Source organism: Xanthobacter sp. ZOL 2024, from assembly GCF_052932325.1.
Window position 1 is genome coordinate 70,768 of record NZ_JBRFIN010000001.1, and the last position, 22,852, is coordinate 93,619.

The 22,852-nt window shown below is 64.1% G+C and carries 17 protein-coding genes and 1 pseudogene; all 18 read left to right on the forward strand.

Going from position 1 to position 22,852, the window contains the following annotated elements:
- Positions 1-120 precede the first annotated feature (120 nt).
- Positions 121-573: an OB-fold nucleic acid binding domain-containing protein gene (locus tag ACU4E7_RS22845; protein ID WP_447021717.1), complete on the forward strand. Its 453-nt coding sequence runs from the start codon at positions 121-123 to the stop codon at positions 571-573.
- Between the two features lie 243 nt (positions 574-816).
- Positions 817-1,335, forward strand: coding sequence for a helix-turn-helix domain-containing protein (locus ACU4E7_RS22850; protein ID WP_447021718.1), 519 nt, complete (start codon positions 817-819; stop codon positions 1,333-1,335).
- A 93-nt stretch (positions 1,336-1,428) separates the two neighbouring features.
- Complete coding sequence (locus ACU4E7_RS22855) at positions 1,429-2,148, forward strand: hypothetical protein (protein ID WP_447021719.1); 720 nt, start codon at positions 1,429-1,431, stop codon at positions 2,146-2,148.
- Between the two features lie 9 nt (positions 2,149-2,157).
- On the forward strand, positions 2,158-6,162 hold the full coding sequence (locus tag ACU4E7_RS22860; protein ID WP_447021720.1) for a PIN domain-containing protein: 4,005 nt from the start codon (positions 2,158-2,160) through the stop codon (positions 6,160-6,162).
- A 116-nt stretch (positions 6,163-6,278) separates the two neighbouring features.
- Positions 6,279-6,557, forward strand: a complete 279-nt coding sequence (locus ACU4E7_RS22865) for a hypothetical protein (RefSeq protein ID WP_447021721.1) — start codon at positions 6,279-6,281, stop codon at positions 6,555-6,557.
- A 290-nt stretch (positions 6,558-6,847) separates the two neighbouring features.
- A complete protein-coding gene (locus tag ACU4E7_RS22870) occupies positions 6,848-7,033 on the forward strand; it encodes a hypothetical protein (RefSeq protein ID WP_447021722.1) in 186 nt (61 codons plus the stop codon).
- Positions 7,034-7,252: 219 nt separating this feature from the next.
- Positions 7,253-8,212: a DUF3991 and toprim domain-containing protein gene (locus ACU4E7_RS22875; protein WP_447021723.1), complete on the forward strand. Its 960-nt coding sequence runs from the start codon at positions 7,253-7,255 to the stop codon at positions 8,210-8,212.
- A 147-nt stretch (positions 8,213-8,359) separates the two neighbouring features.
- Positions 8,360-8,962, forward strand: coding sequence for a DUF1419 domain-containing protein (locus ACU4E7_RS22880; protein ID WP_447021772.1), 603 nt, complete (start codon positions 8,360-8,362; stop codon positions 8,960-8,962).
- A 12-nt stretch (positions 8,963-8,974) separates the two neighbouring features.
- Positions 8,975-9,373: a DUF3085 domain-containing protein gene (locus ACU4E7_RS22885; protein ID WP_447021724.1), complete on the forward strand. Its 399-nt coding sequence runs from the start codon at positions 8,975-8,977 to the stop codon at positions 9,371-9,373.
- A gap of 96 nt (positions 9,374-9,469) precedes the next feature.
- Positions 9,470-14,578 carry an Eco57I restriction-modification methylase domain-containing protein gene (locus tag ACU4E7_RS22890; RefSeq protein ID WP_447021725.1) on the forward strand — a complete coding sequence of 1,703 codons (5,109 nt, stop codon included), beginning with the start codon at positions 9,470-9,472 and terminating at the stop codon, positions 14,576-14,578.
- 338 nt (positions 14,579-14,916) lie between these two features.
- Entirely contained in the window at positions 14,917-16,581 is a 1,665-nt protein-coding gene (locus ACU4E7_RS22895; RefSeq protein ID WP_447021726.1) for a ParB/RepB/Spo0J family partition protein, read from the forward strand.
- 281 nt (positions 16,582-16,862) lie between these two features.
- Positions 16,863-18,362 (forward strand): IS21 family transposase, encoded by a 1,500-nt coding sequence (istA, locus tag ACU4E7_RS22900; RefSeq protein ID WP_447021727.1) that lies wholly within the window; start codon positions 16,863-16,865, stop codon positions 18,360-18,362.
- Positions 18,362-19,090: an IS21-like element helper ATPase IstB gene (gene istB / locus ACU4E7_RS22905; protein ID WP_447021773.1), complete on the forward strand. Its 729-nt coding sequence runs from the start codon at positions 18,362-18,364 to the stop codon at positions 19,088-19,090. The genes istA and istB overlap by 1 nt, the downstream gene beginning before the upstream one ends.
- A 94-nt stretch (positions 19,091-19,184) precedes the next feature.
- The gene (locus tag ACU4E7_RS22910; RefSeq protein ID WP_447021774.1) at positions 19,185-19,607 is read left to right on the forward strand and encodes a hypothetical protein; all 423 of its coding nucleotides are present in this window, start codon (positions 19,185-19,187) and stop codon (positions 19,605-19,607) included.
- Complete coding sequence (locus tag ACU4E7_RS22915) at positions 19,607-20,494, forward strand: DUF7007 domain-containing protein (protein WP_447021728.1); 888 nt, start codon at positions 19,607-19,609, stop codon at positions 20,492-20,494. Before ACU4E7_RS22910 ends, ACU4E7_RS22915 begins: the two co-directional genes overlap by 1 nt.
- Positions 20,494-20,820: a hypothetical protein gene (locus tag ACU4E7_RS22920; RefSeq protein ID WP_447021729.1), complete on the forward strand. Its 327-nt coding sequence runs from the start codon at positions 20,494-20,496 to the stop codon at positions 20,818-20,820. The genes ACU4E7_RS22915 and ACU4E7_RS22920 overlap by 1 nt, the downstream gene beginning before the upstream one ends.
- Positions 20,821-21,229: 409 nt before the next feature.
- Positions 21,230-21,817 (forward strand): hypothetical protein, encoded by a 588-nt coding sequence (locus tag ACU4E7_RS22925; protein WP_447021730.1) that lies wholly within the window; start codon positions 21,230-21,232, stop codon positions 21,815-21,817.
- 286 nt (positions 21,818-22,103) lie between these two features.
- Positions 22,104-22,820, forward strand: a pseudogene (locus ACU4E7_RS22930) (ArdC family protein); the annotation flags it as partial.
- Positions 22,821-22,852: the final 32 nt, after the last annotated feature.

Genomic DNA, 22,852 nt, shown 5'->3' on the forward strand with positions numbered 1-22,852 from the left:
CGCGACACCCGTCTGCGCCAAAGCATCTGACGACGGACAGAGGACTACGGCCATGTCGGGCTGACTCTGCGCCGGCACCCTCTCTCATTCCTCCGGCCGGACCTTGCGCGCCGACGTATCATGACCTGCGCGGAAGCCGTCGCCTGCCGCGACAGGCGCTGGGTTCATGTCGCCGGCCTCGTTCTCGTCCGCCAGAGGCCGGGATCGGCCAAGGGCGTTATGTTCATCACGCTGGAGGACGAGACTGCAGTCGCCAACCTCGTCGTCTGGACCAAGGTGTTCGAGAAATACCGCCGCATCGTACTCGGCTCCGGCATGATCGGGGTGAAGGGCAGGGTGCAGCGCGAGGGCGAGGTCGTGCATATCGTCGCCCACGAGCTGATCGACATGTCGGCGGAGCTGGCCAGCATCGGTTCGCGGGAAGTGGCGTTCGCGCTGCCGCATGGCCGTGGCGATGAATTCCATCACGGCTCCCCGACGCCCGATCCGCGCGGCATGCCGAAGGCGCGCAACATGGTCGATCCCTATGGGCACATCGACGAGATCCGGGTCAGGACGCGGGATTTCCGCTAGTCGGACGGTTCTTAGCGGCGACCCACCGGTCATTCTTGACCGGGAGTGAAGCGATACTCGTTTATCCCGCATCCCGCTTCGTCCGAATTGAACGATGCGTCTTTCTTTAGGAGACGCCCTTGTCGCCACTCCTGCGGACGCTTATGTCTAGTGGGAGGCGTCAGATATGTCCGCTTGATGCATATTGCGCATCGCCACAACCGACTGCATTTGTTGGCTTCAACAGTCAACGGGAACTCTATCATGACGACGGAAGCCGAACAACCTCCTGAAGACGAGGCCGCCCCCGCCTCGAAAGCGACGAAGAAGGCCTCGGCCGCGAAATGGGGCCAGGCCGTTATGGACCTTGGCTTTTGTGTCGTGCCGTCTCTCCTGCTGCGAGCGCAGCGTCGGCTGAACCTCAATCCGACCCAGCTCGCCGTTCTGCTGCAACTCTGCGACTTCTGGTGGGACAAGGAGCGCAAGCCGTTTCCGAGCAAGGAGACCCTGTCGCAGCGTCTAAGCCTGAGCGAGCGCCAGATCCAGCGCTACATCGCGGAGCTGGAGAAGGAGGGGTTGGTTCAGCGGATCGAACGACGGGCGAGCAACGGTGGCAAGCTCAGCAACACCTACGATCTGACCGGGCTTGTGAAGAAGTTGCAGGCGCTCGAGCCGGATTTTCGGGAGGCCGAGGAAACAGCCCGGGCGGCGCGCAAGGCGGTCGCCAGGCGCGGCTTTAAATCCGCAAAAGCGTCTGCGGCCTCCAAGGAGGCGGCGGCATGATCTACAATCTCTGGGGGAAGGGAGGCTCTGGAAAGGCTGAGCCCCGGGTGCATGCCAATGGCAGAGGCGATCCCAGGGCTTACGGGAGGCAATATGGGTGACCCGGGGGCAGTAGTCAAGAACGCCTTCTCCTATACCGACGCTATCATCGACGCCCTGGAGACTTCCCTGTCGCCGGAGCGCATGGCTACCTATGTCGGCCACGCTGGCGGAGACCGCGAGAAGGCGGTTCGCCTTTATAGCTGGAACACGGCCGTCAGCGCAGCTTTCTACGGCCCTCTTCAGGGGCTGGAGGTTGCCTTGCGCAACGCCATGCATCGTGAGCTTGCCGCGCGCTATGGCGCGGATTGGTACGATAATGCTGCCGCGGGGCTCGATGCCGGCACGCTGTCAAGGATCTCCGGAGCCCGAGCGGATTTGCGCCGCGACGGCTATCCCGACGATCCGTCTCACATGGTGGCGGCGCTCTCCTTCGGATTCTGGGTCGCCCTACTCGGACCGGGCGGGCGCCTTCCAGGCTACGGCAAAGCCAATTACGACATGACCATCTGGCGCGCCGGTGTCTTCAGAGCATTTCCCCATGCTCGATTGAGCCGTAAGGCGGCCCATACACCGCTCGACTATCTCCGCACCTTCCGGAACCGGATCGCCCATCACGAACCGATCTTCGACCGCCACCTCGTCGCGGACTATGCGTCTTTGCTTCAGGTTGCCGGATGGATCAACGCGGAGACGCGGGCGTGGATCGAGCACCACAGCCGTGTGCCGGCGGTGCTGGCGCTGTCGCCCGACGATGCCGGCCTTCTGTTCTGACGGTCGCCGATGTCGCTGCTCGCTGCCACCCAAATCCCCAAGCCCGCCGATGAGCAGGCATTCGAACGCGCATCCGTCGTCCTATGGCGCGGCCTGCTCGACGACCCAGCAGTCCAGCGCAATGGTCGGAGAGGCCAGCGCCAGAATGGCGTCGACCTTTCCGGCATGCGCGACGGTAACGTTGACTGGCATGTCGGCATCCAGTGCAAGCTGAAGAGCGAAGGGCACGCGCTTTCGGAAGACGAGGTTCGGGCCGAGGTCAAGAAGGCGCTGACCTTCATGCCGCCGCTCAAGGAATATTACGTCGTCACCACCGCGCCCGACGATGTCGCGATGCAGGAGCTGGCGCGCGGGATCACGAAGGAGCTCGCTGCCGACGGGAAGACGATGCGCGTCTTCGTGTGGGGTTGGAATACGCTTGAAGAGCGGATCAGCGAGGATCCGGCGGCGCGCAAGGCCTTCGATCCGACCTACACCCTTTTCAGCGAGGAGATTCTTACCGAAACCAGATCGATTGCCGCCGGTCAGAGTGCGACGCGCGAGGATCTCTCCGTCGGGTTCGCCCGTATGGAATCCATGCTCGCTGAGGTGACCGGCAGGCTTGCCAGTCCACCCGGCGACACCACGGTCGAGATCAACGCGGTCGAAGCGTATCTCGATGCCGAGATCGACGAGTATCGAGATCTCAACAACAGCGGCAAGACGCTCACCGCCATGCCTCTGTTGGAAAAGCTGCTGGCGCGCGTCGCCGCCTCGGCCTCCGGCCGCGTCCTGTTTCGCATCAAGGCGAATATAGGCCATTGCCTTCTGGCGCTCGGCAAGGACGATGAAGCCGCCGCTATGCTTCTCACATCGTTCGACCACGCGCCGGGCGAACCGAAGGCGATCGCCAACAAGGCCTTCGGCCTCCTGCTGCAGGGCAAGTGGGAAGAACTCCTCACGTTCGGCAAGACGCAGCTTGAGGTCGATCCAGCGAACGAATGGGTTGCCGGCTATCTCGTACAGGCCGCCCGGTTCGACATGTCGGTGTCCGACCCGCTCGAGCTGATTCCCGAACAATTGCATCGAACTGCTGCCGTGCAAGTCGGCTGGGTCGATTTTATCAGGCGGCGGGGCAAGCCCGGAGAGTGGTGGGAGCCGGCTCGGGCGGCGCTTGGCATGCATCCCCACGAGAACCATGCCGTGCAGTTCGCGGCGGAGGCGGATCTCGACGAAATCCTGACCAGCACGAGCTTCCAACGCATGCGCGTTCTCTCGTTGCCGGAACGGCGAAAGCTGGAGGCAGCGACAGCTACATTGACGTCGCACTGGGACCGGGAGCGTAAGACCGACGGCCCCCTACGGCCGGAAGATGCTGCGCTCTGCGGCAACGTCCTGGTGGGCCTGGCGGCGCTCGATGATTTCGCAAAAGCCGTCGAGATCGCGCGGCAAGGCCTCGCTCTCGCTCCGGACGATCATGATATTCTGGTCAGAGCGGCCATGGTCGCGGTCGAAGCCGGTGACGATGCGCTTGCAGGCGAGCTTCTTCCGAAGCTGCCGGCGACTGCCGACGGCCTCGTGCTCAAATTCCGCTATCACGCGGCGCGGGCCGACTGGCCGGAAGTCGTCGCGCTAATCGAAAACAGTGCGTCCTTGATCCCCTCAACCGAGGAACCGATCATCACAACCACCGCGAGGCTTGCGGCGATCAAGATCGGCGTCAAGGATCCAGAAGAACGCCGGCAACAGATCACGGTCGTTGCTGCGGACGCCGCCCGCGATCCCCGCGCCGGCATCGTCGTTGCCGACTTCGCCCGACGCGAAGACTTGGAAGACATCGCGGACGCTGCATTTGAGGCCGCCCTGAAGCAGATCGACGACAATAGCCATGCGGCCGACCGGCTGATGGTCGCCCATCACGCCAATCGCCGCGGCGACGCCGGCATCGTCGTCGATCTGCTGGATGGCCGGATCGCCGAAGACCACGACAGCAGTGAACTGCGGATGCTCACCCGCGCCTTCGTCAACGACAGCCCGATCCGCCGGCGTGCGCTTTCTTTCTTCGCCCGCCTGCCCGCCACGATGCGCGAGCTTCCCTACTACCTGCATGCGGAAGGTTTGCTGCATTTCAATCGCGGAGCGTTGAACGAAGCAGAAGCCGCCCTGCGAAAGGCGACCGAAGCCGAGCCCGATCTCGAAAACTACATCACCTTGTTTTCGGTCCTGCACCGCCTTGATCGCGGCGACGAGGTGAAGGCGCTCGTCGATGGCATCGATCTGGCGACGGTGAAGGGATCGCCAGCGCAGAAGATGTTCCTGGCCCAGGTGATGCGCAAGATCGGTCAGGGGCCGAAGGCGCTCCAATACGCCTATGAGGTTCTGCAATCGGCTCGCAACGATCAGAAGGCCGTCCTGCGCTACTTCGGGCTGATCATGATGGATCCCGACTCGGATCTGATCCCGCCGACGGCGATCGTTGCCGCCGATACCTGGGTGCGACTCGAGGGTGACCGGCATGAACGTCACGCCTTCCTCATCGAGGAAGGAGCGGATCGCCCGGCGGATGACGTCGTCAGCCCGACCCATCCGATTGCGGCGGCCGCGCTCGGGCTTCGGGTAGGCGATGAATTCGAGTTGCCTGTCGCATTCGGCGGGACACGGCGGTGGCGTGTCACCGAGATCAAGCACAAATATCTCCATGCGCTCCACGATGTCATGGAGAACTTCGAGAACCGGTTTCCTGACGCGAAGGGCTTCTACACCATCACCATGCAGGATGGTGATATCCAGCCGGCGCTGGAGCAGGTTCGTCGCGTTGCCGAAAGCAATCGCAATCGCGCCGATCTCCATTTGAAGCACAACTGCCCGATCAGTTTCGTCACGTCCAAGGGCGAGCGCGATTCAATCCGCTTTGTCGAATACATCCGTTTCCTCGATTTCGACATTAGGACCTGTCTCGGCACGGAGCCCGAACGTTTAGCCGCCCGTGGTTTGATCGACTCTCACCGGAAGGCGGGCCTCGTACTCGACGCCTACGCGGCCTGGACTGTGTCCACCATGGACGCCTTCGACGTGCTTGAAGCGGTCTTCGGTAGGCCGACCGTGCCGCAGACTGTGATCGATGAGATCAAGACGCTTCGGGACGAGCAGGAAACCACCGCGCCGCGCTCAATGACGATGACCTGGCATGATGGTCAGTACATCCGGCAGGAGCATACGGCAGAGGAGATTGCCACGCGGCGCGACTATATCGTCGAGCAGCTCACGCGGATTGAGGCTGCTTGCGAGGTTCGCCCTGTTGTCGCCCCGGACGATCCGACCGACATCGCCATCCTGATCACCCAATCATTCGGCAGCCATGTCTTGGATGCCGCAAATCTGGCGGGCGCGGAACGTCTGCTCCTCTCCGAGGACATGTATTATCGCCAGTTCGCCGACGCCGCCTGCGGTGCCAAGGGCATATGGCTGCAGGCGATTCTCTCGTTCGCGCTTGAAACTGCGGTGATCGACCATCGTCGTTATGCCGATCTCGTGATCAAACTCGCTTGGCGCCGCCACGGGCATCTCGCTCTCACCGCCGACACCATGCTCGCGGTTGTTCGCGAGGATCGGGAACACGGGTCTGACAACTTCAAGGCTGTTGCGGCCTTTATCGGGACGCAGAACGCCGATCTCCGATCGCATATCGAGGTATCGAACGAGTTCCTCAACCGCCTTTGGCACGATCTTGGGCAGTTCGATCTACGTTGCATGCGGGCGACAAGCACAATCTTGGACCGGCTTATCCGCTTCAGGCCGGCACAGTGGGCCATTGTTCTTGCGTTCCTAAGGCGCGGTTCTTCCCCGGCCGTTCAGCGCTACATCGATGGATGGATTAGGGGTCATTTCCTTCCCAGTGGGGAATTTTCGGCCGCCATTAGCGAGATCGATGCTGCCGCAAACCGATTGCGAGCGGGACGAGAGCGGCGTGCGAAGGTCGCGTCAATTCCGCCACCGAAGAAAAAGCGTGCTCGGCACAAAAGCCGTCGGAGATGAGTTGGGACGTCTCCCTACGGGGCGGGCTGTCGGCAGAGCTGAAGCCCTGCGAGGTCTTCACCCATGCGGGCTTCCATCCCTGACGCTGGAACGGCTGCCGCCGGAGAGGAAAAGGAATGCTCGGCATCCTGAAATCCTGGCTGGAGCGGCGCGGCGCCATTCGCCGGCGGTGGCAGGCCGAGGCGCGTCGCCTCGTGCGGGAGGATGAGCAGGACGCCTATTACGAGGCGCAGCGCCTGGCAGCGCGGGCGCGCGCTGAGGGCAGGGGCAGGGAGTTCGCCCATTGGGCCAAGGTCGCGGCGGAGGTGGCGCGGATCTCGCCGCGTGCGGAGATGGATCTCGCGACCGTGCAGGCGATCGTCGACGCGGAGCTGCGGCGGGCGGGGAGGCCTTAAGCGGCGTCTCGCCGGGCGGCGCGACAGGACCATCAGGGGCGATGCCGCGGCAGCGCCCGGCGAGAATGGTTTGTTCGGGAGAGACAGGGGACCAACGGAAGCAGCCCAATCCCGCTCTTCTGCGATGTCTCCTGGTCCAGTCCCGGATCTTCCACGATCAACCCGCTGCGGGGTCGGCTAGCAAGCTGCCGCCGCTTTCGTCTTCGACTTCGCGGTGATCGCGACCGGGACCGGCCCCTCTGGGGAGCCATCGAGCGGGAATTGGCCCGCTCCCGATGGAGCCTCAACCCATGTCGAACGACCTCGATCTCGCACAAAACGCCGCCTTCCAGCTCGCCCGCACCCTGATGGTCCCGGTCTCCCTCTTCGAGGTCGACGGCTCATACGGCGTCCTGCCGGCCGACGAGCTCGACGGTGACGATGTCACCGTGCTTTTCGAGTACGATCCCTTCTCGGGCGCGCGGCCGGTTCATTGAACCGGCCTTGCCGTGCCGGGTGCCGCTTGCGAGCTGGCACCCGCAAGGGAAGCTGACGCCGCGGGCCGGATCGCCCGCGACCATGCTGATGAATTCCCCAGTTGCCGGCCCACGCCCTTGCGGGCTTGCTCTTCGCGCCCGGCGGGAAGCGGTCCCGCGAGGTGCGGGGAGAAGAGAGACGAAGAAAGGACGTCCGCGAGTGCGTCCGGGAAGAGCGAGATGGAGACGAGCGAGGTCGAATATCTGAAGGAACGCGTATCCTGCGCGGCAGTGCTGGAGAAGGCCGGCTTCGCGGTCGATCTTAAGGAAAGCACCCGCCGCGCGGTCAAGTATCGGCGCGGCGACGAGATCGTCATCGTGATCCATGACGGCAAGGGCTGGTTCGATCCGCAATCGGATGCGAAGGGCGACGTGTTCTCGCTGATCCGGCATCTCGCCGGCGGCAACTTTGCCGACGTGCTCGCGATCGCGGCAGAGCTGGTCGGTTTCGTCCCGGCGGAGCCGGCATGGACACGCGCGCCCCGCGAGCAGGAGCCCGTGGCTTCGCTTTCCGAACGCTGGCGCGAGCGCCGCAAGCCGTGGCCCGGTTCGGCGACCTCGCGCTATCTACGCGACGAGCGTTTCCTTCCAGATGCGATCATCCGTGCTGCAATCCGACACGACCGGCTGCGGGAAGGTCCGCACGGCAGTATGTGGGCGGCCCATGTCGATGACGAGGGCAGCGTCACCGGCTGGGAAGAACGCGGTCCCGACTGGCGCGGCTTCTCGACCGGCGGGTCGAAGGTGCTGTTCCGGTTGGGCGCGCCCGATGCCCTGCGCCTCTGCGTCACCGAGGCGGCCATCGACGCGATGAGCCTCGCTGCCCTCGAAGGCCTGCGGGAAGGCAGCCTCTATCTCAGCACGGGAGGCGGTTGGTCGCCGGCGACGGAAGCGGCGGTGCGATCGCTCGCCTCGCGCTCCGGTGCACAGCTCCTCGCCGCGACGGATGCCAATCCTCAGGGCGAGACTTTCGCCGGGCGGCTTCGCGATATCGCCGAGGAGGCCGGATGCGAATGGTTTCGCCTCACGCCTCCGGCCGAGGACTGGAACGACGCGCTGCGCGCAAAGGGGACGGAGAAAATTGAGAATGGAGAGGGGAGGCGGGGCCTGCCGCATGCCCGCCGGCCGCGTCAAGGGTGAAGCTCCGCCCGGCTGCGCCGGCCCTTGACCCGTCCGGACGGAGAGGCGGCGGCGAGGGAGGGGTCTGAAGGGCTGAAGAAAAGATGGCGACCCGGTGGGTGAGCCGCGCTTCGGCCCGGACGAGGCCAGAAGGAGCCCGTCATGAAAATTTCCGTTCACCCCATCCGGAAGATCTATCAGGGCGTCGCCGATCGTCGGCAGATGTTCCGCCTGTTCGATCGCCATGCCCAGCGCCCCAACCGTTTCGAGGGTGACGACAGCGCTCTCTTTCGCGGCGAGTGGTTCGAGCTCGGCAAAGTCGAGCACGATTACATGTTCGAGATCCTGCCGCCGCTTTGGATGCGGGGCGAGATGTTCGCGATGCGCGAATACCTGACAGGCTCGATCACCTCGATCTTCTTCGAGCTGTCGATCGACGGCCGCATCCGTCACTTCCACGGCTATTGCGATCTGGCCGAGAAGGCCTCGGCCGCGCGGATGCGCGACGCGATCGTCGAGCGTGAAGCCCGGCCGGTACGGGCCATGTCGCGAGAAGAACGGCTCGAGCACATCTGGAGCGCCACCGAGGACGCCTATCGGGGTTATGCCGATGAGCGATTTCCGCCAGCGCAGCGTGGCCAGCGTATCGTGATGATGTGCGCGTCCTGGCAGGCGCGGACCTTTAGACTGCTCGACCAGCTCACCGATGCGGAGGTCTCGGCGAAGCTGCCGGTGCATCTTCGCTACCTCCCAGATGCCATCGCGGCGTGAGCGGAGGCGACGATGTTCACCTTCTCCGTGCCGCATGTCCACGCGGTCATCACGCGCGGCCGCATCGACGCCTTCCTCAATGGCGGCTTTCGCAATCCCTATTATGGGACCCGCCCGGGCGAGGGCGAGCAGCCCGGTGCATGGCTGGTTGGAGACGAGGGTGTTTACCTCATGGCCAACGGCAAGCTTGCCGAAGGCCAGAAGACCTTCGTGATCTATGCCGAGGAGTGCGATCCGAAGACCAACCCCGACCACTGGCACTACAAGCGCCAGCACTTCGGGGCAGATGACGGCATCGAGTTTCTCGATGCCGCAATGCTCGTGAAGCTGATCCGGGCCTCGCCTTGGGCGACCCATCTGCGGATCGAGATGACCGACAGCAACCTGTCGATCTCGCTGCTCCGTCGCTGACCTTCGCGGTCACCCATCCACTACCTCGCGTTCATCCAGCCTGCCGGCACTCCGGCGGGAGGATGACGCGCGCCTTCAACACAGGGGATATTCCCAATGGCGCATGACGATCCTTTCACGCTCGATATGTTCGGCAGCACCTCGCTGTCCTCCGGTCTCGGCCTTGGCGTGACCGCCTTTGCCGACGATTTCGATCCCGATGACGATCCCGATCCAACCACACCCGCACCGGCCATTGCCGTTGCGGGCCTCGCCCAGCCGCAGAATGCGAAGGTCCAACATCCCGGTCGCGGCGTGAACTTCCATCTTGCCGGCCGCCGTGCTCTGGCGAAGGGCTGGAGGAAGCGTGCGCGCGACAGTATCGCAGCGATCCGACTTGCCGCCGAGATCGAGGCGGAGGACAGGTCAGCCACAGCCGAGGAGCAGAAGCGGCTGATCCGCTTCACCGGCTTCGGCGCGTCAGAGCTGGCCAATGGCGTGTTCCGCAAGCCCCGCGCGGTCGAATTCAGCAAGGGCTGGGAAGAGATCGGCAGCGAACTGCAGGATGCAGTCGACGATGCAGCCTACGCCTCGCTGTCACGCTGCACCCAATATGCCCATTTCACGCCGGAGTTCATCATCCGGGCGATCTGGTCAGGGCTTGAGCGGCTTGGCTGGCGCGGTGGCCGCGTGCTTGAACCCGGGATTGGAACCGGGCTGTTTCCGGCGCTGATGCCTGAGGAGTTGCACGATGTCAGCCATGTTACCGGCATCGAGCTCGATCCGGTCACGGCGCGTATCGCCCGGCTGTTACAGCCACGTGCAAGGATCATCACCGGCGACTTTGCCCGCACCGATCTGTCGGCGAGCTTCGACCTCGCCGTCGGCAATCCGCCATTCTCCAGCCGGACGGTGCGCTCCGACCGTGACTATCGGTCGATGAGCCTGGTGCTGCATGATTACTTCATCGCGCGCTCTATCAATCTCTTGAAGCCCGGAGGCTTTGCCGCCTTCGTTACCAGCCATGGCACGATGGACAAGGCAGATTGCTCGGCGCGCGAGCTTATTGCGAAGTCCGCCGACCTGATTGCCGCGATCCGTCTGCCCGAGGGCAGTTTCCGGGCCGAGGCCGGCACGGATGTGGTTGTCGACATCCTGTTCTTCCGCAAGCGCAAGGCAGGCGAGCCCGAAGGCGATCAATCTTGGCTCGATGTTGATGAGGTGCGTCCAGCGACGGAGGACGAGGGCGCCATTCGCGTCAACAGATGGTTCGCCAGCCATCCCGACTTCGTGCTCGGCGAGCATGTCGTGCGCCACGGTATCTATGGTCCGAGGGAGACCTATTCCTGCCTGCCGCGTGACGGCGAGGATCTCGACGCAGCGCTTGCCGCCGCCATCTCCCTTCTTCCGGAAGCCCTCTATGACGGCGAGCCCACTGTCATTGATGCCGATCTGGAAGACGCGGCCGATGGCGCTCCGGTCGATTTTCCCTCAGAGCGCCATGTCCGCGAAGGCAGTTTCTATTTCGACAGTTCGCACGGCCTGATGCAGATCATCGACGGCGAGCCTGTTGCGGTGAAGGTTCGCAAAGGCCGCAGCAGCGACGGTATCCCGGAGAAGCATGTCGGCATCATCCGCAAATTGATCCCGGTCCGCGACGCCGTGCGCGAGGTGCTGAAGGCGCAGGAGCTCGACCGTCCCTGGAAGGATTTGCAGGTCAAGCTCCGGATCGCCTGGTCCAACTTCGTGCGCGAGTTCGGCCCGATCAATCATACGACCGTCTCGATCACCGAGGATGAGGAAAGCGGCGAGGTGCGCGAGACGCATCGCCGTCCGAACCTCCAGCCTTTTTTGGACGATCCCGATTGTTGGCTCGTCGCCTCCATCGAGGACTATGATCTCGACACGGATACGTCGCGTCCCGGCCCGATCTTCTCCGAACGCGTGATCTCTCCGCCCGCGCCGCCGGCCATCACCAGTGCGGCCGACGCTCTCGCCGTGGTCCTCAACGAGCGCGGTCATGTCGATCTCGACCATATCGCCGAGCTTCTGCACCGTGATGCGGATTCCGTCGTCGAGGAACTCGGCAGCGCCATCTTCCGCGATCCCGAAGACGGATCGTGGCAAACCGCCGATGCCTATCTGTCCGGCCATGTTCGAGACAAGCTCAAGGCGGCGGAAGCAGCAAGCGCGCTCGATCCCGCCTATCAGCGCAATGTCGCCGCACTTGCCGCCGTGCAGCCGGTCGATCTCGGCCCTTCGGACATTACCGCTCGACTCGGCGCGCCGTGGATACCGGCCGCCGATATCGTCGCCTTCATCAAGGAGACGATGGATGCCGACATAAAAATCTATCACATGCCCGAACTCGCGTCATGGACGGTCGATGCTCGGCAGCTCGGCTGGCTCGCCGTCGGCACATCGGAATGGGGGACCAACCGCCGTCATGCCGGTGAACTGCTTGCCGATGCGCTCAACAGCCGCGTGCCGCAGATATTCGATACGGTCGTGGAAGCGGGGAAGGAGCGGCGCATCCTCAATGTCGTCGATACCGAGGCGGCGAAGACCAAGCTGCAGAAGATCAAGGACGCCTTCCAGCGCTGGATCTGGTCCGATCCCGACCGCACTGACCGACTGGCGCGCGACTATAATGATCGCTTCAACAATATAGCGCCGCGCCGTTTCGACGGCTCCCATCTCCATCTTCCGGGAGCCTGCGCGGCCTTCACGCTCTATCCGCACCAGAAGCGCGGCATCTGGCGCATCATAGCGTCAGGCGCGACCTATCTGGCGCATGCCGTCGGCGCCGGAAAGACCATGACCATGGCCGCCGGCATCATGGAACAGCGTCGTCTCGGGCTGGTCGCCAAGGCGATGCTGACCGTTCCCGGTCATTGCCTGGCACAGGTGGCGCGCGAGTTTCTCACGCTCTATCCCAATGCCCGCATTCTCGTCGCCGACGAGACCAATTTCACCAAAGACAAGCGGGCCAGGTTCCTGTCGCGTGCTGCGATGGCGACATGGGATGCGATCATCATCACGCACAGCGCGTTCAGGTTTATCGGCGTTCCCTCGGTCTTCGAGCAGCAGATGATCCAGGACGAGCTGGAGCTTTATGAGAAGCTGCTACTCGATGTCGAGGATGACGACCGTGTGTCGCGCAAGCGCCTCGAGCGGTTGAAGGAGGGATTGCAGGAGCGGCTTGAAGGTCTCGCCACCCGCAAGGACGATCTGCTGACCATTTCCGAGATCGGCGTCGACCAGATCATCGTCGACGAGGCGCAGGAGTTCCGGAAACTATCGTTCGCCACGAATATGTCGACGCTGAAGGGCGTCGATCCGAACGGTAGCCAGCGCGCCTGGGACCTTTATGTCAAATCCCGCTTCATCGAGGTGAAGAATCCGGGCAGGGCGCTCGTGCTGGCGTCGGGGACGCCGATCACCAACACGCTCGGCGAGATGTTCTCGGTGCAGCGGCTCATGGGCCATGCCGCATTGATGGAACGCGGCCTTCACGAGTTCGATGCCTGGGCGTCGACCTTCGGCGAGACGACCACGGAACTGGAGCTCCAGCCTTCCGGCAAATACAAGCCGGTCAGCCGGTTTGCGTCTTTCGTCAACGTACCGGAACTGATCGCCATGTTCCGCAGCTTTGCTGACGTCGTGATGCCGGATGACCTGGCGCGCTATTTGAAGGTTCCGGCGATCTCGACGGGACGACGCCAGATCGTGACGTCGAAGCCGACGCAAGACTTCAAGAACTATCAGATGGTGCTGGCGAGCCGCATCAAGGCGATCGAGGAGCGCGAGCGCCCGCCCGAGCCCGGTGACGACATACTGCTTTCCGTCATCACCGATGGCAGGCATGCCGCGATCGATCTGCGTCTTGTCGATTGCGACAATGACAATGAGCCTGAAAACAAGCTCAACAATCTGATCTCGAACGCCTACCGCATCTGGCAGGAAACGGGAGGCAACAGCTACCTCCGTCCCGACGGAAAAGCCTATGAGCTTCTCGGCGCGGCGCAGATGATCTTTTCCGATCTCGGCACGATCAATGTCGAGAAGACGCGCGGTTTCTCCGCCTATCGCTGGATCCGCGACGAGCTCATCCGCATGGGCGTGCCTGCGTCCGAAATCGCCTATATGCAGGACTTCAAGAAGTCCGAAGCCAAACAGCGCCTTTTCGGCGATGTTCGTGCCGGGAAAGTGCGGTTCCTTCTCGGAAGCTCGGAAACGATGGGGACCGGCGTCAATGCCCAGCTACGGCTCAAGGCTCTGCACCATCTCGACGTCCCGTGGTTGCCATCCCAGATCGAGCAGCGCGAGGGCCGGATCGTCCGGCAGGGCAACCAGCACGACGAGGTCGATATCTTTGCCTATGCCACCGAGGGCTCGCTCGACGCGACTCTTTGGCAGAACAACGAGCGCAAGGCCCGGTTCATCGCGGCGGCATTGTCCGGCGATACCTCGATCCGCAGGCTGGAGGATATGGGCGAAGGCCAGGCAAACCAGTTCGCCATGGCGAAAGCGATTGCATCAGGCGATCAGCGGTTGATGCAGAAGGCCGGCCTGGAGGCGGACATAGCCAGACTGGAACGGCTGCGCGCAGCTCATATCGACGATCAGCACGCCGTGCGGCGCAATATCCGCGATGCCGAGCGCGATATCGAGCATTCCACCCGCCGTATTGCCGAGATCGGTGAGGACATCGCGCGGCTCGTGCCAACTTCGGGCGAAGCCTTCACCATGAAGGTGACAGGCAAATCCTATGTCGACCGCAAGGAAGCCGGTCGCGCAATGCTCAAGGAAATCCTGACCCTCGTGCAGCTCCAGCAGGAGGGCGACACCGTCATCGCTTCGATCGGCGGCTTCGATCTTGAATTCTCGGGCCAGCGCTTCGGCAATGACAGCTACCACTATGTCACTTCGCTTCTGCGCACCGAGGCAGACGACGAAATCGATCTACCGATCACGGTGACGCCGCTCGGCGCGATCTCCCGCCTCGAGCATGCGCTCTCCGGCTTCGAGCATGAACAGGAGCGCTATCGCCAGCGTCTAGCCGACGCTAATCGCCGGCTGGCGTCCTATCAGGCCCATGGCGACGGCGGCGAGTTCGCCTTCGCCGACGAGCTGGCCGACAAGCATCGGCAGCTTGCCAAGGTTGAGGCCGATCTGGCGCAGGATATCGACGGCATCGTCGATGTGGAGCCGCTCGCAGCCTGATCGATCCTGATGGCTCGCCATGTCGCAGACGTGGCGGGCCATTGTCATGTCGTCACTGAGAAAAGATGGGGAGGGAAAAAGAGGAAGATGAAGAGGAAGAGGGGAAGGGAAAAGCCCGCTCGCAGATCGGGCGGTCAGGTGACGCTTGCGCTCAAACGCGCCGCTCGCGATCCCGGCCCGTCGTTCTTCGCAGGGCTGGAAGCCCCGCTCGTCCGGCCGGGCAGGGATGCTCGGCCGCAGTTGCACCAGCCCGTCCGCTCCGCGGGCCGGTGGGGGTCTTCGGGAAGAAGACAGGACCGGCAGGCCCGGTTCCCCAACCCCAATGAAGGAGTAATCCCATGCACGTCATGAAGGTCGATCCGCGCGCGCTGAACGAGAATCCCGACCGTTCGCGCCAGACCAAGTCAACACCGCAGGCAGACCTGCTTCTGCTTGCGACGATCAAGGCCGTCGGCATCGTTCAGCCGCCGGTGATCTTTGCGCAGACCGATGGCGGCAATGGCTATGTCATCGATTCCGGTCATCGCCGTGTCCGGCAGGCAATCAAGGCCGGTCTGGAAGAGATCGAAGTCATTGTCGTCGAGGCTTCCAACGACAATGGCGCAATGCGCTCGATCGTTGAGAACACGGCGCGCGATCCGCTCAACCCTGTCGATCTCTGGCGTGCTATCGAGCGCCTGGTTGCGCTGAGCTGGACCGAGGAGGCGATTGCCATCGCTCTCTCGCTGACAGTCCGTCGCGTCCGTCAGCTTCGGCTGATGGCCAATGTGCTGCCGGCCATGCTCGATCATATGGCGAAGGGCGATATGCCCAACGAGCAGCAGCTTCGCACGATCGCGTCGGCCTCGCTCGATGAGCAGAAGGAGGTGTGGAAGGCCAACAAGCCGTCGAAGTCAGATCCCAGGGCGAACTGGTGGGGCATTGCCAATGCGTTGTCGAAGACGCGCATGTTCGCCAAGGACGCCAGCTTCGATGACGAGCTTGCCCGCGCCTACGGCATCGAATGGGAGGAAGACCTGTTCGGTCCCGCCGACGAGGATGGTCGCTACACCACCAATGTCGAGGCCTATCTCGGCGCGCAGCAGGAATGGATCACCAACAACCTGCCCAAGCGCGGCATCATTGCCGAGACCGGCGATTATGGCGACGTCAAGCTGCCGAAGAAGGCAGAGCGCGTCTATGGCAAGCCGACGAAGTCGGATCACACCGCCATGTATATCGACCGGCAGGGCAAGGTGCAGAGCGTGGTCTATCGCATGCCCGAGGAGAAGAAGACGGCGAAGGGTGACGGTGGCGATACAGGTGTGGTTCCGACCGCTCGCCCGGATGTCACCCGCAAGGGGCTCGACATGATCGGCGACCTGCGCACCGACGCCCTGCATGAAGCGCTCGCCCGCGCGCCGATCGAGGACGACACGCTGATGGCGTTGCTCGTTCTGGCCTTTGCCGGATCCAACGTCTCGGTGACATCTGGCGCCAGCGGCGCATCGCCCTACGGCTCAGCCCGTCTCGGCGGACATGCTGCCAGGCTGTTCAATGCCGAAGGAGCCTTCGTCTTCGACATGGATACGCTGCGCATTGCGGTGCGATCGCTGTTGATCGACGTCCTGTCTTGCCGGTCGGGTCGATCAAAGAGCGGCATTGTCGCGCTCGTTGCCGGCGATGCCGTCGGCGCTGACGGCTTCCTCGCCAATATGGGGACGGAGGAGTTCCTGTCGTGCCTGTCGCGTCCGGCGCTCGAGGCATCGTGCAAGGACACGCCGGTGCTTCCGCGCCAGAAGGTGAAGGACACGCGCTCTGCACTGGTCGAGCATTACGCAGAGGGGCGGTTCGTCCATTCTGCGGCGCTGTTCGAGCCGAACGCGATCAAGCTCGCGAAATGGCTCAAGGACAACGAGCCGGTCGCCGATGAACAGGATCTCGATGAGGAAACTCCGTTCGAGTCCGACGATGAGGCTGGGTCGGACGAGCTCGAGGTGTCCTTCCGCGAAGCCGCCGAATAGGCCGCCCCTTCTACTTCCGAAAGTCAATCGCCGCCGGGTCACACCGGCGGCGGTTTCGTTTCCAGCAACAGAAAGGTTTGCACCATGTCAGCATCGCTGATCTTCGACATCGCCCCGATAGGCTCAATCGTTTCTTGGTCGGACGGGACCCGACGTCCGCCAGACCGTCATTGTGTGTTTCGGCATGGAAGATTGCCCCCGTTGTGAGGGGGATCGGCGTGTAATTTTGACCCCCCTCTTGGCTCATGGTCCGTCGTTTTGTTGCGACGGGCGGGCTGGGGATGAAGGGCGTGGATACGATTGCGCGGATCCGGCGCGAGCATTTCGTGCGCGGCAAGTCGATCAAGGAGATCGTGCGGGAGCTGCACGTCTCGCGGAACACGGTGCGCAAGGTGCTGCGGACCGGAGCGACGGCCTTCAGCTACGAGCGGGAGGTGCAGCCGCTGCCGCGGATCGGGCCCTGGCGGGAGGCCCTGGATGGGCTGCTCGCCGGCAACGAAGGGAAGCCGACGCGGGAGCGGCTGACGCTGATCCGCATCTTCGAGGAGCTGCGCGGCCGGGGGTATGAGGGCAGCTACGATGCGCTACGCCGCTATGCCAAGGGCTGGCGGCGGGCGCAGGCGACGATGACGGCTGCGGCCTACGTGCCCCTGAGCTTCGCGCCCGGCGAGGCCTACCAGTTCGACTGGAGCCACGAGATCGTCCTGATCAACGGCACCACGGTGTCGGTGCGCGTCGCCCATGTGCGGCTGTGCCATTCGCGGATGCTGTTCGTGCGGGCCTATCCGCGCGAGACGCAGGAGATGGTGTTCGACGCCCACGATCGGGCCTTCGCCTTCTTCAAGGGCTGCTGCACGCGCGGCATCTACGACAACATGAAGACCGCGGTCGATGCGATCTTCGTGGGCAAGGAGCGGGCTTATAATCGCCGCTTCCTGCAGATGTGCAGCCACTACTTGGTCGATCCCGTTGCCTGCACCCCGGCGTCCGGCTGGGAGAAGGGTCAGGTGGAGAACCAGGTCGGGCTGGTGCGGGAACGCTTCTTCACCCCCCGGCTCCGGGTGAAGAGCTACGACGAGCTGAACGTCTGGCTGCTGGACCAGTGCATCGCCTACGCCAAGGGCCATCCGCACCCCGAGCGGCGGGAGGAGACCATCTGGCAGGCGTTCGAGGCCGAGCGCCCGGCCCTGGTGCCCTATGCCGGGCGGTTCGACGGCTTCCACGCCGTCCCGGCTTCCGTATCGAAGACCTGCCTGGTCCGCTTCGATAACAACCGGTATTCGGTCTGCGCCAGCGCCGTGGGCCGCCCGGTCGAGGTCCGGGCCTATGCGGAGCGGATCGAGCTGCGCCAGGACGGCCGGCCGGTCGGCTCCCACCCGCGCTGCTTCGGCCGGGACCAGACCATCTTCGACCCCTGGCACTATGTGCCGGTCCTGGCGCGCAAGCCCGGCGCCCTCAGGAACGGCGCTCCGTTCAAGGACTGGGTTCTGCCCACCAGCCTCGATCGCGTCCGGCGCAAGCTCGCCGGTGCCACCGACGGCGACCGGCAGATGGTGGACATCCTCACCAGCGTGCTGAGCGACGGGCTGCCCGCGGTCGATGCAGCGTGCGCCGAAGCCCTGCACCAGGGCGTCCACTCGGCCGACGTGATCCTCAACATCCTCGCCCGGCGCCGTGAGCCTGCAGCCCCCGTCACCATCATCACGCCCGACGCCTTGCGCCTCCGCCACACCCCGAGCGCCGACTGCTCACGATACGACCTGCTCAGGAGATCCCCATGATGGAGCGTTCCCAGATCCTCGAGGCCATGGGCGAGCTCAAGCTCTATGGCATGAAGGCCGCCTACGACGAGATCATCGCCACCGCCGTCAAGCGCCAGCACGAGCCGCAACGCATCGTCGGAGACCTTTTGTCAGCGGAGATCTCCGAGAAGCAGGCCCGCTCCATCAAGTACCAGATCACCATCGCAAAGCTGCCCCTGGCCAAGGACATCGACGACTTCGTGTTCGACGACACCCCTATCAACGAGACTCTGGTGCGCGACCTCGCCGGCGGCAACTTCCTCGCCCACCAGCGCAACGTGGTGCTGATCGGCGGCACCGGAACCGGCAAGACCCATCTGGCCATCGCCATTGCCCGGGCCTGCATCCGCTCGGGTGCCCGCGGCCGCTTCTTCAACGTGGTCGACCTCGTCAACAAGCTGGAAGCCGAGGCTCGATCCGGCCGCCAGGGCCGCATGGCCGATTATCTCTCCCGCAAGGACTTCATCGTCCTCGACGAGCTCGGCTACCTGCCCTTCGCTCAGTCCGGCGGCCAGCTCCTGTTCCACCTCGTCAGCCGGCTCTACGAGCAGACCTCGGTCATCGTCACCACGAACCTCGCCTTCGGCGAGTGGCCGAGCGTCTTCAACGACCCCAAGATGACCACGGCGCTCCTCGATCGCCTCACCCACCACTGCGACATCGTCGAGACCGGAAACGAGAGCTGGCGCTTCAAGAACCGCGCCTGACCGCATCGACCATTGACCCCACTGCCGCTGCGCCACACCAACGCTCCGCGACAGTGGGGTCAATGCCCCAGCCCGGGGTCAATATTCGGCGCCGATATGGGGTCAGGTTTCCACGCCGATTGACAGTCATTGCGTAAAGCTGTCCGCGTGGAAGGGCAACAACAGCACCGGTCGCCTGATCTCCAAGCAGGGTGAGCGCGTCACCGGGCAGTTTACCATGCCTGCCAGCTTCACCCTGCATGAGGGCGATCATGGCGCGAATGGCGTGATCGTCATTCGTGTGCATCGCAGCTTCTCGGTCAATACGAACCTGCGCTTCACGGTGCTGGAGCGCCCTGCTATCGGCGCGGTACGGATATTCGACCGCGCCGGCGACGGTGCCGAACTCGTGCATCTCGCGGTGAGCCGGCAGCAGGCCGAGGAATGGCTATCCCGCCATGGCTATCCGCGCGCCGTCACGGAAACCGTGTCGGCCGATGAAGTCGCGGCAGACAGTGTCGAGGGGAGGGCAGCGTGATGGCGAACTCCCCGACCACAGCAACATCAGTCTCCACTTCCGGGTTTCCGGAGGTGGAGTTCGGGCACACCGCCGATGGAATGTTCGCCGCTCGTGTGGCCGACACCGCCTTTGCCATGGCGTCGGGCCGCGACGGCACTCATTACCTCGTGACGGCCTGGCTTATCGGCAGGCCGATCTCCGAGTGGAAGCGCGGTGATTTCTACGGTCATTCCGGCGCGCTCGCCGATGAAGCCGCCTTCCGCGCCAGGGTGCTGGAAAACGCAGAACATCAGCGCGAAAGGAAGGCGCTCGGTCGGCGCGAGATCCACTCCACAGCCTATACGCCGTGGGGATCCTCGCAGGGCGTGACCGTCTATGCCGAGGGCATTACCTGCCACTCGACGGCAGGCCATGGCGGCTTCCATCTGTCGGCTGAGCGCAACTGCAAGGTTCATCCGTCGCTGCGCGCCAATCGCGGTTGGTACGAGGAAGATGAGTGCTGGGCGATCGTCGCGATCACCTATCCGCACCTCTTCACCAGCTTCGAGCGGCGCTGCGCGGAATCCACCATGAAGGACAGTTGGCCCGACCAGTGGGAGGCCATCACCGGCATAGTCCTTCAGCCGGGTGAATCCCGCACCAAGGACGAGCGCGCCTTCCTCGCAGAACATGCCGATGACTGGCTGGTGCAGTCGGCAATCCTGTCCGATCAGCATCCCGGCTTCACCGAGGTGATTGCCACCCAGGGCGGCCGCCATGGACATGACGTCGAGCGTCGGCGTTTCCTGATCCCTTCGTCCGAATACCGGATGGGCCGCTTCGGCTTTGTCATCGATCCCGAGCGACATGCCGAATGTGAAGGTGCGTCGAGCTTTCCCGGCATCCACGGCAAGAGGGCCTCGTGATGTCCGCGCTCGATCCCCGCACCCGCCTCTTCCGCATGGAGGAGGCGCGTCGCCAGACGCAACATCAGCTCAGCATGATCGAGCGCCAGATCACGCGCCGCATGACGGCGCTGATCCCGCAATTGCAGCCGAAGCGCAAAGCCTTTCATCGTGGCCGGCCGCCCGATCCGGCAGCGTTCCTCGAACGCTACCGGTCGAACCTTGCCGCGGTCACGGCCGAGCGTCAGCACGAGATCGACGCCCTGTCGCGCAAGCTGGCGCGGCAGGATGAGGCAATAGCTGCTTTTCGAGACCGGCATGGCCTCGACTTGTGTCGTGCAGCCTGAGCTGTTCAGGGACTGCGGGCCTGGTTTCTCAAGTGGAGCCTGGCAGGCGACAGGGAGGGAGAGCAGGGCATGGTCGCGGGAGGCCGGTGCCTCCTTTCCGGTTGCCTCGGTTCACCTGAAACGCGCTCACCGGCATCTCCTCGGGTTGGCTGCGGTCTGAACCGTCTGCCGTGCGCTTCAAGGCCGCGTTCCGCGCCGCGTGGCGGCCGGCCTGTGCCGATCTCGTCAGACCGGGCCCGCGTTCTGCGCGAGGGCTGACGCCCTGCTGGTCCGCAAACCCGGTCCGCTCGCCTGGCACAGGCCGGACCCTGAAGCGCCCGGCGGCCGCCGGTTCCTTTCGACCGCACCCGAGGGGACGCCGGCGAGCGCCGGCCAGGCCTCGGGATACGAAACCGGAAAGGATCACATCATGGCCAAGGCCGCCCAGTCTCCCCGCTCATCCGCCCGCGTCGTCCAGCTTCGCAAGGGCACCACCCTCGAAATGGTCCGGCTCGCCTGCCCCGACAGCACGCAGATGACCCTCATCGCCGAAAGCTTCGGCCTGCCCGTCCTCGACAGCGACGGCATCCGCGACCAGCACGAGCGCCTGATCGTCGAGAGCGCCGATGGCCTCAAGGAAGGGCTCGGCGACCGGGCGATGCAGATCCACCTGCAGCGCATCGTCGGAGCCTATGTCGGCTCGGCCCACGGAGCCGGCCAGTTCTACAGCAAGGCCGTGACGGAAGCCCGCGATGCGACCGCCAAAGCGGCGAACGACCTGCGCGACGAAGACCTCGACGGTCCGGTCGGCTTTGACAGCGGCGCCCAGCGCAAGCGTGAGTTCGCAGCCGACATGGGCGTTCAGGCCCATGCGCTCAGGATGGCGGCCGAGGGCGCCGTCACCGCCTACGAGCACATCGTCGGGGAGCGCTGGAAGCCCTTCGAGCGCCCGGTGGACAATCCGGGCCAGAGCCTCGATCGAAAGGCGGCCGAGCTTCAGATGGCGGCTCTCGGCTGAGCCTCCAGGGACTGACTTCGGTCCCGCCCATTTCCACACAGGCCGGCCCCTCGCGGGGTCGGCCTTTTGTCATGCGCCATGAAGGATGAAGAGGAAAAGGGCCGGCGGCCGGCGCTCGCGGCCCCGTCCCGGTTGGCGGTCCTGCCGGGGCAGCCGTCCCGCGCAACGGCTTCGCCGTCCTCCACTTCGTTCCGGTCCTGCGGATGCGCGAACCGGAGATGCCCCGGCCTGCGGACCTCCGTGACGGGGTAGCGATGGGCGCGACCTCCTGACCGGAGGTTTGAGCATGAGCAGGAAACAAGAAAAGCCGCGTGTCGACATCTATGCGCGGATCACGGAGAAGATCGTCGCCGATCTGGAGAAGGGCGTGAGGCCCTGGATGCAGCCCTGGCGTTCGGGGAACGCGATCGGTCGGGTGACACGGCCGCTGCGACACAATGGATTGCCGTACTCCGGCATGAACGTGCTGCTGCTGTGGTCGGAAGCCATGGCGCGGGGCTATGTCTCGCCGGTCTGGATGACTTTCAAGCAGGCGATCGAGCTCGGCGGCGCGGTGCGCAAAGGCGAGACCGGCTCGCTGGTCGTCTTCGCCAGCCGCTTTACCAAGGCGGAAGCGGACGGCCATGGCGGCGAGATCGAGCGCGAGATCCCGTTCCTGAAGGCCTATACCGCCTTCAATGTCGCGCAGATCGACGGATTGCCGGAGCGCTACTACGAGAAAGCGAAGCCCGTCCGCGATCCGATCGAGCGGATCGAAGAGGCTGACCGCTTCTTCGCCAATACCGGCGCTGTCATTCGCCATGGCGGCGATTGCGCCTACTATTCCCCGGGCAGCGATCATATCCAGATGCCGCCGTTCCAGACGTTCCAGGACGCGGCGAGCTACGTCGCTGTCCTCAGCCATGAGGCAACCCACTGGACTTCGGCATCGCATCGCGTGAACCGCGACCTCAGCCGCTATGCGAAGGATCGGAGCGAACGCGCCCGCGAAGAACTGATCGCCTTATCTTGACAGTCTGCACCGATTGCCAGTGT